11 protein-coding genes are annotated in these 12,960 nt (G+C 42.9%); 8 read left to right on the top strand and 3 right to left on the bottom strand.

What is annotated here, in order from left to right:
* Positions 1–295 precede the first annotated feature (295 nt).
* Together serC and AC3CH3_RS06195 are read right to left on the bottom strand one after the other, a co-directional pair.
* Positions 296–1,390: a 3-phosphoserine/phosphohydroxythreonine transaminase gene (gene serC / locus AC3CH3_RS06200; RefSeq protein ID WP_488537979.1), complete on the bottom strand. Its 1,095-nt coding sequence runs from the start codon at positions 1,388–1,390 to the stop codon at positions 296–298.
* Positions 1,391–1,553: 163 nt separating this feature from the next.
* A complete protein-coding gene (locus tag AC3CH3_RS06195; RefSeq protein ID WP_488537978.1) occupies positions 1,554–2,816 on the bottom strand; it encodes a DUF945 family protein in 1,263 nt (420 codons plus the stop codon).
* A 182-nt stretch (positions 2,817–2,998) separates the two neighbouring features.
* Between AC3CH3_RS06195 and AC3CH3_RS06190 the strand changes: the two genes are divergently transcribed.
* The 3 genes from AC3CH3_RS06190 (at position 2,999) to AC3CH3_RS06180 (ending at position 6,262) form a co-directional block, all read left to right on the top strand.
* Positions 2,999–4,942: an ATP-binding protein gene (locus AC3CH3_RS06190; RefSeq protein ID WP_488537977.1), complete on the top strand. Its 1,944-nt coding sequence runs from the start codon at positions 2,999–3,001 to the stop codon at positions 4,940–4,942.
* Positions 4,935–5,432, top strand: a complete 498-nt coding sequence (locus tag AC3CH3_RS06185) for a response regulator (RefSeq protein WP_017065410.1) — start codon at positions 4,935–4,937, stop codon at positions 5,430–5,432. Before AC3CH3_RS06190 ends, AC3CH3_RS06185 begins: the two co-directional genes overlap by 8 nt.
* Positions 5,433–5,719: 287 nt before the next feature.
* Positions 5,720–6,262 carry a hypothetical protein gene (locus tag AC3CH3_RS06180; protein WP_017065409.1) on the top strand — a complete coding sequence of 181 codons (543 nt, stop codon included), beginning with the start codon at positions 5,720–5,722 and terminating at the stop codon, positions 6,260–6,262.
* A gap of 150 nt (positions 6,263–6,412) precedes the next feature.
* On the opposite strand, the gene AC3CH3_RS06175 is transcribed toward AC3CH3_RS06180, so the two are convergent.
* The gene (locus AC3CH3_RS06175) at positions 6,413–6,994 is read right to left on the bottom strand and encodes a TfoX/Sxy family DNA transformation protein (protein WP_017060401.1); all 582 of its coding nucleotides are present in this window, start codon (positions 6,992–6,994) and stop codon (positions 6,413–6,415) included.
* A 357-nt stretch (positions 6,995–7,351) separates the two neighbouring features.
* Here AC3CH3_RS06175 and AC3CH3_RS06170 point away from each other — a divergent pair, with 357 nt between their 5' ends.
* The 5 genes from AC3CH3_RS06170 (at position 7,352) to AC3CH3_RS06150 (ending at position 12,909) form a co-directional block, all read left to right on the top strand.
* Positions 7,352–8,272, top strand: coding sequence for an HDOD domain-containing protein (locus AC3CH3_RS06170; protein ID WP_065675162.1), 921 nt, complete (start codon positions 7,352–7,354; stop codon positions 8,270–8,272).
* A gap of 54 nt (positions 8,273–8,326) precedes the next feature.
* Positions 8,327–9,232, top strand: a complete 906-nt coding sequence (locus tag AC3CH3_RS06165; RefSeq protein ID WP_488537976.1) for a LysO family transporter — start codon at positions 8,327–8,329, stop codon at positions 9,230–9,232.
* 173 nt (positions 9,233–9,405) lie between these two features.
* A complete protein-coding gene (locus AC3CH3_RS06160; RefSeq protein ID WP_488537975.1) occupies positions 9,406–9,933 on the top strand; it encodes a hypothetical protein in 528 nt (175 codons plus the stop codon).
* A gap of 118 nt (positions 9,934–10,051) precedes the next feature.
* On the top strand, positions 10,052–11,695 hold the full coding sequence (panP, locus tag AC3CH3_RS06155; protein ID WP_488537974.1) for a pyridoxal-dependent aspartate 1-decarboxylase PanP: 1,644 nt from the start codon (positions 10,052–10,054) through the stop codon (positions 11,693–11,695).
* A 359-nt stretch (positions 11,696–12,054) separates the two neighbouring features.
* Positions 12,055–12,909: a MurR/RpiR family transcriptional regulator gene (locus tag AC3CH3_RS06150; RefSeq protein WP_004734686.1), complete on the top strand. Its 855-nt coding sequence runs from the start codon at positions 12,055–12,057 to the stop codon at positions 12,907–12,909.
* Positions 12,910–12,960 lie beyond the last annotated feature (51 nt).

Here is a 12,960-nt window from a genome sequence, read left to right as displayed (position 1 = left end):
CGGGCGATGCGACTTATCGCTCGCTGCTCATGATTAGAGACCTAACTTTGGGCGACACGTTATATAGTAAAAAGTGCCTGAATAACAGTTGCAACTCTCGCTTTAAGAGAAAGGTCTGCTCATTCCGATACATCCGTCATATCTCTGGATGACTGTTCTTACAATAAATCAACATACCATACCCTTTATTATTAACGACAAAAAAAATGCCGCAAAAGCGGCATTTATCTCGTTTGGTGCATTCGACACAATAAAAATCAAATAAGCAATTTATCGGTCAAAGCCCTGTCATCGATTAAGCGTACTTCTCTTCGAAATCTTTCATGAAGCTAACCAGTGCTTGAACGCCTTCCAGAGACATTGCGTTGTAAAGTGAAGCTCTCATTCCACCTACAGCTCTATGACCTTTTAACGATTTCAGACCTGCAGTATCAGCCAGATCTAAGAACTTGCTGTCTAGCTCGGGTTTCGCCAACTGGAAAGGTACGTTCATTCTTGAACGGTTTGCGGTGTGAACATCGTTTTTGTAGAAAGCAGAGCTATCAATCGCATTATAAAGCAACGCCGCTTTCTCTTTGTTCACCAACTCCATCGCTTCAACGCCACCTTGAGCTTTCAGCCACTTGAATACAAGGCCTGATAGGTACCAAGCGTACGTTGGCGGTGTGTTGAACATTGAGTCTTTTTCAGCAAGTACTTTGTAGTTCAGAATGCTCGGCAATACTTCGTTTGCTAGTTCTAGTAGATCATCACGTACGATAGCAATGCAGATACCAGCTGGGCCGATATTCTTTTGAGCACCCGCGTAGATAACACCATACTGAGAAACATCGATCTTACGAGACAGAATGTTAGATGACATATCCGCGACGATTGGCTTATCCGTTTGAGGAAGCTCACTGATTTCAATGCCATCGATGGTTTCGTTTGGACAGAAATGTACGTACGCAGCTTCTGGGTCGATTTTCCAATCTTTAGCCGGAACAACCGCCGCTTTGCCATCAAGAGATGTCTTCGCGTTAAATACATCGATTTCGCAATATTTGCTCGCTTCAGTCACTGCGCTTTCTGCCCAGTAACCCGCATCAATGTAAGTTGCTTTCGTCGCGTCACCTAGAAGGTTTAGAGGAACAGCAGCGAATTGAGCACGAGCTCCCCCCTGACAGAAAAGAACTTTATAGTTGTCTGGGATGTTCAGAAGATCACGTAGGTCTTGCTCAGACTCATCGGCAACTTGAATAAACTCTTTGCTGCGATGGCTGATTTCCATAACGGAAGTGCCTAAACCATTCCAATCAATGAAGTCTGCTTGCGCTTGTTTCATTACCGGTTTAGGCAGTGCCGCTGGGCCAGCACTAAAGTTGAATACGTTATCTAATGTAAGTTCCATGGGGATAATTGCTCCTGCTAAATAATAACTATGAAAGTAATACCATGTTTTACCCAACATAAAAACAACAAAAGAGGTCTTAAGACCTCTTTTGTTTTGTACTGTATAAAATGTTTAAGCTTAACCTGCTAAATCACCCTATCAGTATTCAAGCCTGTTCTGTTTATTGAACAAAAACCGGCATAAGTAGAGCGATTAATGGAATTTCTTGTCCATTTTCGAACACTAGGTTTCCATTTTCTAAGTCAGCGCTGATTTCATAACCACTTTCTGTTTCCTTGATCATTTCCATCACAAGCAATTCATCGATACCTTCACGGATGAATGGGTACTCTTCAACAAGCTCATTTGAGAAGCTAGAGTGAACGTTACCCGTTAATGCCGGCATGATCATCGAAGGGTTGCTGCTGATGTTTTTGGTCCCTTCCGGTACGCTCACCAACCACTTAGATTCGAACTGCCCTTTACCTAGCTCTAGTGACATGTTGTTCATTGAAAGGTCGAAACCTTTAGCAAACAGGATATCGATAAATGGAATGATCTCTGCAACGTCTTCTTGCGTCATCACAGGATTAGATTGGTAAATCTCAAAGATTTTCTCAAACGACTCGCTATCCAGCTTCGACATTTCAAAATCGACGTTTAGGTTGTTCAACTGGCCTTCACTGGTCTCTATGTTGGCGATATCCAGCTTGAGATTGCTGCGCAGACGCTTAGTTGCTTCATCTAAATGTGATTCAAAATCGTACTTAGAATTTTCAATGGTCATGAAAGGCTGCATTGCAGAGTCTGAAACCAAGAAGCTATCGATAGTAAAATTCTGAGTACCTAACCAGTAGCCTTTCGCTTGTTGGCCTGAACCCACACCTTTCAGATTAGACAACGTTACCTCTTCACCGGTTTCAAAATCAATTTGAACTGAAGGGATTGAAAGCTCGTAATCAACTTGGCCTAAAACAGTCGCATGGCCAGAAAGGTTCGATTTAGTGATCGATACCGACGTACCATTCTCATCAGAACCTTGATGATTGAACTGGCTTAACTCGAAATTGAAATCTGTGTTGCCGTTTAGTTCCGTGCTGGTAGTCAGAGTAAGGGGAAGAATGTCAGCGTTCTCAAACGTTGATAGCGCGTTTAAGCTTACTAAACCGTGGCTAACCGCACTATTAATGACAAACTCACTGGGTAAGCCATCAATCGCGAGTTGCTCTTTCAGGTTTTCATCCGTCACAGTTAAACGAGTGGTTACGTTGGAAGACAAGTAACCTCTATCGTATTCCACGATCTCAGCTTGAATGCTTGAATTGTTAAGCGTTGCAACGCCATCAGTAATCGCATTTTGTCCAATTTGGCCAACCGCTAAAGGCCAGCAAAGAGCCAATGAGATTGCGCCGCCAATTGCACCAATTTTTCTTAACTGTTCCATGAGTTCTCTTTCTACACGTGTCTGTTTTTTTAGTCTAACCCATCAGTAGCAAACAAGAAACATTGAGTTAAATCAGTCTATTGCTCGATACTTCGATTGCCTCAATAAATTAACGGCTAGCTCTCATCCTTATTAGGCGGTTCTTGCTAGGCTAGAGACGTCGCTACTATTAAGGTTGAGCTGTGAATCAATACGCTGTTATCTGTTTGGACAATAATCCGGTTAGCATTGAAAGAATACGTTCGGAGCTGGCTCCGTTGGCTTCTGTATTCGATATTTATACTGCCGAGAACATAGAAGACGCACATCACGCATTAGAAGATATTCATGATCACAACCAAACCGTAGCCTTGGTGATCACTCATCATCATTCTGAATTTAATGGCGTGCAATTTCTGATTGAACTCGAACAACTGCCCCATAGTAATACCGCAAGAACGATATTAGTCAGCGCTTCGTCAGACATTCAATCCATTCTAACCGCTGTAAATGAAGGCAGGCTTAACCACTGTCTAACCAAGCCGGTTCAAGATCAGGTTCTATTCAAATCAGCGCAAAAAGAGCTGACTTCTTTTGTTATCCAATACGACTCAGAAAACCTGTTGTCTTACAGCGACGCACTCGACCAGCAGCGCTTACTCAGAGCGCACATTGAACAAAAGATTCACTCTTTCCAATCGGGTTTCATTCACGATTACCACCAGCTTTCGGATAACGCCCTTGCAGAGCGTGTCGTCAGTGCCTTACAAGATGTGTTTTCAAAAGATGATAAAACCAAGGCCATTCGTGACTATTCCCCCGAGCATCTGCTCACTGTGGAAGGCGAAGACAATCGCTTTTTATGGCTGATCATTGAGGGTGAAGCGGCTCTTTATAAGAAAGATGAACTTGGGCAACAACGGGAAGTGGTACGTCACTCCAAGGGGAACATTGTCGGCGGGATGTCATTTGTGACAGGTGAGCCTTCGTTTTCTACCGCGATCACCCTAACGCAAACACGCGTTATCAAGCTGGATAAAGATAGCTTTGCTCAGGTGATGCATTCAAACAATACCCTGCTGCCTTTGTTTACCAATCTATTGCTTCGTCATTTCAATCGACGTTTGCAACGCAGCATCACCAATAAGATCAAACTCCAGCAAACACTGGAATCGTTAGAATCAGCCCATCAACAACTGATCGAAAAAGAGAAAATGGCGATGCTCGGGCAGCTAGTCGCGGGAGTCGCACATGAGCTAAATAACCCGATTGCAGCCATATTAAGAAGCATCGAAACTCTGTCAGAACATCTCGACCAGATATTGGCCAACCTATCCGTTCCTGAGTCCAATAAAGGGACTGACGTACTGGCACATTCAAAGTTAGCTAAGCCACTATCGACGGCTCAAGAAAGACAGCTCGTAAAGCATCTTACGTCGACGATTGATGACCGTGCTTTAGCAAAAAAAGCCGTGAGACTAAACCTAAGCCAAGACTCTACGGTTCTAAACACATTAAAAGAGTCCCCTGTCGCAGGCAAAGAGCTGCTCAATGACTTAGAGCATTACCATTATGTTGGAAACTCTATCCGCTCAATTCAAGTGTGCAGCAAGCGTATTGCCGATATGGTCAAAAGCCTAAAAAGCTATGCTAGAGAAGATGAAGAAGTTCGCCACTACACAGATATCCACGAAGGGCTTGAAGATACCTTAGTGATCTTTGAAAACAGGCTCAAACATCACCAATTAGAGAAGCATTACGACACCGACTTGCCACCTTTATTGTGCCAGTCGCTCTCGCTACAACAAGTGTGGACCAACCTTATCTCCAATGCGCTCGATGCCCTATCTGAACGAGGAAAAGTGTCCATCACCACTTCTCAACAGACAAAAGGCGACGACACGTTTCTTGTGGTGCAAATCTCCGATACTGGCCACGGCATTGCCAAAGAAGACATCAACACCATTTTCAACCCAAACTTCACCACCAAAAAAGAAGGCAACTTTGGTTTAGGGATTGGGTTATCCATTTCTCAACAAATCGTTTCGGCTCATCAAGGACTTATTTTGGTGGAGTCAGAGGTAGGCAGTCATACAAACATGCAAGTGTGGCTTCCATTCAAACAAGAAGGAGCACCTCATGAATAAGTACCTAATTTTATGTGTCGATGATGAACCTGAAGTTCTCAATAGTGTCCTTCAGGACTTGGCGATATTTGAAGAGAACTTTCTGGTTGAAGGTGCTGAGTCGGTCGATGAAGCCAAGCAAGTCATCAAAGAAATGGGACAAGATGGTATTAAGCTCGCGTTAATCTTGTGCGACCACATCATGCCAGAAGAAACCGGCATTGATTTTCTGATCGAACTCAACCAACACGACGCGACTAAACCAACGCGTAAGCTGTTGCTCACCGGGCAAGCTGGGCTAGAAGATACCGTCACAGCCATTAACAACGCAGCACTTGATTTCTATATTTCAAAACCTTGGCAAGGCGACCAACTGAGAGACACGATTACTCAACAATTGACTGACTATGTCATTGCCAACGACAAGCAATTGCTTAACTGGACTTCGATCTTGGATACCGAGCGCATACTGACTTCAATGGCGGATAAACGCACCAGTTTTGGTGAATAGCACTGATTGGTTAATGGATACTGAGAAAAGCGGCATCCGATATAAGAACCGTCCGAATGCATACAAATTTTGGATAATTCGCTCGTCTATTTTTCTCATTCGCCCTAAAACATGAGATCTCCGTTACATACTGATCCTTAATTTGCTTGTTTTTTAACTAAATGAGTAAGGTTTTACATTTTAAAGGATTACTTTTCCGTGAGTTAGATTAAACTGTCTCAATGTTTATGGTTTGCCGATTTGTCTCAAACCAAAGGAATTAACACTAATATAGGTTTACGGTCGTTATGCGCAAAATTCTACTTACTACCGCTATGCTATTGGCTTCTGGTCAAGCACTAGCTGTTGATGAACAACCACAGGTAATGAGCAACTTTAACTATGATTACTTTGAAGCACGTATCGGTGCTAGCCCAGTAACATTTGGTGGTGCGTTCAGTAAGTCCATTCACCCGAACGCTCACGCTATAGCACGTATCGATTCAGAATTTGAAAGCGATTACGACTCAGCTGTAGGTCTTGGTTTCCACGCTCCATTAAACAACTGGGCAGACCTAACAGGTGAAATGCTAGCTCGTATCGTTCAACCTGAGAACTCAAGCTCTACTGATATCGGTATGGAAATCAACATTGGTGTTCGCCAATGGCTTGGTCCACAACTAGAAGTTGGTGGTAAAGGTGGTTACGTTTCTATCGATGACAACGATGATTGGACAGGTTCTGTTTACGCGCGTTTCCACTCTACAGAGCTTTTCTCTCTAGGCGCTGAAGCTCGTATTAACGACTTCTACGGTGACCAACTTATGTTCACTGCTCGCTTCAAGTACTAATACTTAAAGCCAAGCTAGCTCTTAACGAGCACTTAGCCTTTTGATACTTAGTCTTTTAAGAAATCCGGCTAAGACAGAAACAAAAAAAACCGAGGACATTCCTCGGTTTTTTTTATTGACAGTAATCTTAAGCATATAAGGCAAACTTCTTTAGTGGCAGCTCTTCAGTAATTGCTGCTTGCGTGGCTCTTGTAATAGTTTCCAGTGAATACCATCAATTGCACCCGCAAATTTCCAAAGTAGTTTTAGGTCAACATCGTTTCCGTACGCTTCGCGAACCTTATTAAACACTTCAGGTGCGCCCAACTGCATAAACATTGAAACATCATCCACACCCGCCTTTTTAACCATGCGCTCTAACGTAAGCTGCATGTTTGGTAGATCTCTTAATCTACGGCTAGCTGATGACTTCTTGAAGCTACGCTGCTGAATTGAATTATCGATTGAAGTACGAATAATACTATCCAATTCAGGATGTTCACAGGTAAACAGATCCGTAATGTCGTAATAGTTTACGGTTGCTGTTGTCTGCTTCTTTACATGACGATACTTTTCACAATCAAGATCGGTCAGTTTTTTATCTAATGATTTTCCACCTCTAATGAATAAACAACCTTCACTCAATAAAGCGAACATAGCGTCATTTTGAAAGAGGCCAATACCTCCGAACATAGAACGTTTTTGATGCTCACCAAATTGATTCACGTAATTAATAAATGCTGTCTCGGTCATATCCGTTGATCCTTAATCAAATTACCCCGATTAGGTTGATCACCAGACAAGCAGCTTGTTATGCGAAAATTTTAAATCTATTTTGTTATTCTATAGGTGAATATTATGGTTTCGTTTTTCACCTTTAAATAAATCATACTTCGAAAAGAAAAATAAGTCTGGACTTAGTTCACATCAATCAATTGAGTATTCTGGTTTTTCATGATTGACGTCACAGTAAACTATCAAACCATGCTTGAATTTGGACACCTAGTGATACACCGGTTCAAATTATTAAAGGTTATGTGGACGGATGAGTATTGCCTCGCAGCATCGCGGCTTGTAAAATGGCAGGACATACATGTTTTTACTTTTTATATGAATCATTTATCGTTTTTCTGGCTACCTCAAAATAAGGCTCTTCTCTTAAAGGGTCTAGAATCAGAGTTTGCCCAACTTGTTGGACATTCTATCTCAGCGGGAAAAATAACACTTCCTCCTATCCCTAACGTTGTACTGAAGATTCAATCGCTTTGTACCCTTGAATCAACTGGGATTGCTGAAGTTGCCGAGTGCTTACTCGAAGACCCAGGCCTCGCTGCTATTGTCATTCGTGTGGCCAATTCTGTCGTCTTTAACCGACGCAATATTACTTGTGTTGATATTATGACGGCTGTGTCGCGCCTTGGCATATTAAGAGTACGTGACATCGTGACGGCTCAGGCTATTGAACAACTCAAACACTCAGTCAACCTCAGTAAAGAGTGTAATAAATTATTGGTTCAGAGCGCGTCTGTATCAAAAGAGCTAGGCGCCACTATGGTACTGGTGACCAACGGCTTCAAAGAGCTCTCCCCTATTGAATACCGTTACCTTGAACATGAAAAATCACTGCTTGTTGGATTACTGGCTGACATTGGTTTGTTCTGTTTGGTTAGCGAATACCACCTCTACCTCGAAAATGGCAATTACCTAGATCACGACATCGCTTTACAAATCTTCCAAGGTCAATGTTCCGCTACCAGTAAATTGGTGCTTAATCGTTGGGGCTTCGACAGTGACTTTATTGATGTGTGCAGCAATACCATCAATAACCAAGAACAACGTGAAGTGTCTTACTTGGATATCGCTCGAATCGCTAACCACCTGCTGATGTTCAGAAACAAGGATGAGAACATCGATGATCACGAAGTTGAACTAAACGTGACAGGTGCAGAGGTGCTTTATAAATTAAGCAACTTGAGCAAGCATGATTTTAATGCAAAGCTAAGCGACGTGATCAATACTAGCGGCTTCTAAGTCACTGTTAAATTACAAGTAAGTGTAATATGAAGTAAATGCAATGGGGAAAGCATGTTTACAGGGATGATCTTTATATTTGCGCCACTCGTCGTGGGGTATCTTTTTGCAATTTCGAACGCTCAGACATTAGAATTTATCAACCGCTCAACATCGCGGTTGATCTACGTGATTCTGGCGTTGATGGGACTAAGCTTAGCCGCCCTCGATAACCTAGGCAGTAATCTGCAGACAATCCTTCTATATACCGTCACTTTCTTTGTCTGCTTAAGCGTTTGTAACCTAATGGCACTGCCCGCTATTGATAAGTTATTGCCACTCAAAACCGACAGTAGCAAGAAGAAGCTTCCCCTCTCTTCTATGGCGATGGAATCTGCCAAACTCATCTTAGTGGTGGGTTCAGGGCTAATCGCTGGCTTGGTGCTGCCTATTGGCCTTGATTGGGTTGATACCGCAAGCGAATGGATTTTGTTTGTTCTCCTGTTCTTTATCGGCATTCAACTGCGTAATAGCGGACTCACACTTCGTCAGATCTTACTCAACAAGCACGGCATGGTTATCGCAATCACCATTATCATCACCTCAATGTTAGGTGGTATTATCGCGGCTTACATCCTAGATATCCCTCTGTTCAAAGCCTTGGCAATGTCTTCCGGATTTGGTTGGTACTCTCTGGCTGGCATCTTAATGGGTGACGCCTTTGGCCCTGTCTATGGTGGCACTTCTTTCATGCTTGAACTGTTAAGAGAGTTAGTTGCCTTGGTACTGATTCCAGTGCTGATTCGCAGTTATCCATGCACTTCCATTGGTTATGCTGGTGCGACTGCGATGGACTTCACCCTACCGGTCATTCAAACAACAGGCGGCGTTCGATGTGTGCCTATCGCTATCGTCAGTGGCTTTATCCTCAGTTTGCTTGTTCCGATATTGATGTTGTTCTTTGTATCTCTTGCTAACTAGATCGCAGGAATAGCGTTTGTTTTAGATTAGAATGCAACTCGAATACCAATGCCCAGACACCGATACAGTTACCGAAATAAAAAGACACTAAGTGTCATTGCTCAACAAATAACGATCACGGTAACCTGTAACGACAAAGTTATAAAAAGAATAAACTTACAAAAGGAACTACTATGAAACGCCTTTGCGTCGCATTACTGCTAGCTTCAACTTCTACTTTCTCTTTTGCAGCAGATTCAATGTCTGAGACAAACCAGTGCCAAGCAAAAAAATATGATGCGTACATCGACGCTTCTTTGAATTGGTATGCCGACCTTGCTGCATTAACCTCTGAGCAATATCCAGAGCTAACAGAAGTGAGTGAGTGGTTCCTAGAAGGTCGTAAGCACCACTTTGAGCTGAATCGTGCTGCGGTTAACTACTACATTGTTAACGATTCAAGCAAAGTGGCAACAGAGCAGCCTGTAGAAGGCTGGTTGCAACTTGAGCAACACGACATTAAAACGCTATCAACACGTGATGATGAGCTTGGTAAAATCGCGAAAACAACGTTCGACGACCGCCAATCAACGCCTCACGCTCAAAACTACGAGCTACGTTCTGCCTTTGCAGAATTGCTTAGCCACCCTAAGCAAATCGACTCGGCGCTACAGCGTTACAACCAGTCGATCAGTAAACTTGAAGCGATTAAGTGTAAATAACCCCGCATTTAATATGCTTTTTTGAGAAGTTGGATTTCATAATTAAGACGGGACATTGTTCCCGTTTTCGTTTAGATTGTCCCGCTCGCGTCAATATTAGAAAAATAACTCGCTTGCTATGGTTACGGAACAAAAAACAGCAGATGTTAGCTTCGACAGTCTTCTACGTATCTTCACGGTACCTGAAGGCCCAGATTCAACACTCACTCAAATTGAAGACAAACTTTCACGAAACCTGAATCAATTCTTACGTGAACATATTGTGGCTGAAGAAAAGCCGCTGCGTGAAATTGAGAAAGATTTTTCAAATGCTCATATCCCAGAGCAGCCTGAGTTTGTTTCTGAACATACTGAGCATCTCCTCGATTCTCTTGTGTCTCATTCGGTTCACACGTCTTCGCCAAGTTTTATTGGCCACATGACCTCTGCGTTGCCGTACTTCCTGATGCCGCTTTCAAAAATCATGATTGCGTTGAATCAGAATCTAGTAAAAATCGAGACCTCAAAAGCTTTCACTCCCCTAGAACGTCAAGTTCTGGGCATGTTACATCGCCTGATTTATCAAGATAGTGACCAGTTTTATTCTCGTTGGATGCACAGCGCAAACCACTCTTTAGGTGCGTTTTGTTCTGGCGGTACCATCGCGAACATTACGGCGCTTTGGGTTGCACGTAACAACGCACTAAAAGCACAAGGTTCGTTCAAAGGTGTGGAAAAAGAGGGCTTGTTTAAAGCCATGAAGCACTACGACTACGAAGGGCTTGCCATCTTAGTCTCTGAACGTGGTCACTACTCTCTGAAAAAAGCCGCGGATGTCCTTGGTATTGGTCAAGAAGGTCTAGTGTCTGTTAAAACAGATAATGACAATCGTATTTGTACTGATGATCTAAGACTCAAGATTGAGCAACTCAAGCAGAACAAGATCAAACCTTTCGCTGTCATTGGTGTGGCTGGTACAACCGAAACCGGTAATATCGACCCGCTAAGAGACATTGCTGAGGTGTGTGCCGAATCCGATTGTCATTTCCACGTTGATGCTGCTTGGGGCGGTGCGACTCTAATGTCCAACAATCATCGTCACCTGCTTGATGGTATTGAACTGGCGGATTCAGTCACGATTGATGCGCATAAACAGCTTTATATCCCAATGGGTGCGGGCATGGTTCTGTTTAAGAAGCCAGATGCGATGACAGCGATTGAACATCATGCTCAATACATTCTTCGTAAAGGCTCAAAAGATTTAGGTAGCCATACGTTAGAAGGTTCTCGTTCAGGTATGGCAATGCTGGTTTACGCCGCAATGCACATCATTAGCCGCCCAGGTTATGAACTGCTAATCGACCAAAGCATCAACAAAGCGCGCTACCTTGCCGACCTAATTAAAGATCAAAGCGACTTCGAACTGGTTTCAGAACCTGAGCTTTGCCTACTGACTTATCGCTACGTACCTGAATCAGTCAAAGCTGCACTCCTTAAAGCTGAGCCTGAACATCGTGTCGAACTGAATGAGTTGCTCAATGAACTGACTAAGTTTATCCAGAAGAAGCAGCGTGAAACAGGTAAGTCTTTCGTGTCACGTACACGCTTAAACCCTGAAGCATGGGTACATCAGCCAATCATCGTTTTCCGCGTGGTGTTAGCAAACCCACTAACAGGCAATGACATTCTTTCGTCAGTGCTTGAGGAACAACGTGAGATCTCTAAACTAGCACCAAACTTGATGGGCAAAATCAACAAACTGGTTACGCAAATCAACGCATAGTCATTCAATTTTAGTTGCATCAAATTGAAAATTTCTTTCTTTTTGATGTAACTAACCTGTCAGTTCATACTCATTTTGCATTCTTTTTGCTCAAACTCTCTTCCAATTCTGTAGTTTTCTAAAATTTTGTTGAGGTTTGTCATATTCTTAAGCATTCATGCCCTGTTTTTGTATTAGTAAATAGTATGTTGGGTTTATACTGACTCTATGGTGCTAGTTAGCTTGATATCTATTTGACGCAGCAGTATTTACGATACTGAATATACATTTGGCTTTGTGTTTACTGATATTTGCTTCAGCCATACCCCCTGGTAAAAGATATTAACTAGCAAGTTGTTCTCTATACCCTTGTGAACACTATGAATACATTAGAAAAAATACAAAAAAACCTGGAAAATTTCAGCAAGTCTGAGCGTAAGGTAGCCGAAGTAATCATGGCTTCCCCTCAAACTGCAATTCATTCTAGCATTGCTACCTTAGCTAAAATGGCTGACGTGAGTGAGCCTACAGTTAACCGCTTCTGTCGTCGTTTAGACACAAAGGGCTTTCCTGACTTCAAACTTCACCTAGCTCAAAGCTTGGCGAACGGTACACCTTACGTGAACCGTAATGTTGAAGAAGATGATGGTCCAGATGCTTACACGCATAAGATTTTCGAATCAACTATGGCTTGTCTAGACGTAGCTAAAAACAGTCTAGATGCGATGCAAGTTAACCGTGCGGTTGACCTGCTGACTCAAGCAAAACGCATTTCATTCTTCGGACTGGGTGCCTCTTCTGCTGTAGCCAAAGATGCTCAAAACAAGTTCATTCGTTTCAATATCCCAATCACTTGTTTCGAAGACATCGTGATGCAACGCATGAGCTGCATTAACTGCAGTGACAACGACGTTATTGTTCTGATCTCTCACACTGGCCGCACAAAAAGCCAAGTTGAGATTGCGAACTTAGCTCGCGAGAACGGCGCAACAGTTATCGCTATCACAGCCAAAGACTCTCCATTAGATAAAGCGAGCTCGCTGTCTATCTCATTGGATGTACCGGAAGACACTGACGTTTACATGCCAATGGCAAGTCGCGTTGTTCAGATGACGGTTATTGATGTGCTAGCAACAGGCTTTACGCTTCGTCGTGGTTCTGGTTTCAGAGAGAACCTAAAGCGAGTGAAAGAGTCACTTCGTGATTCACGTTACGAGAAGTATTCTCAGTTCTAATCTGTTAAGGCATGACCTGAAAACACATAAACTGAGAACAAGTTGAATTAA

This window comes from Vibrio sp. QJM3NY_35 (assembly GCF_057785915.1).
This window is presented reverse-complemented; position numbering and strand designations above follow the sequence as displayed.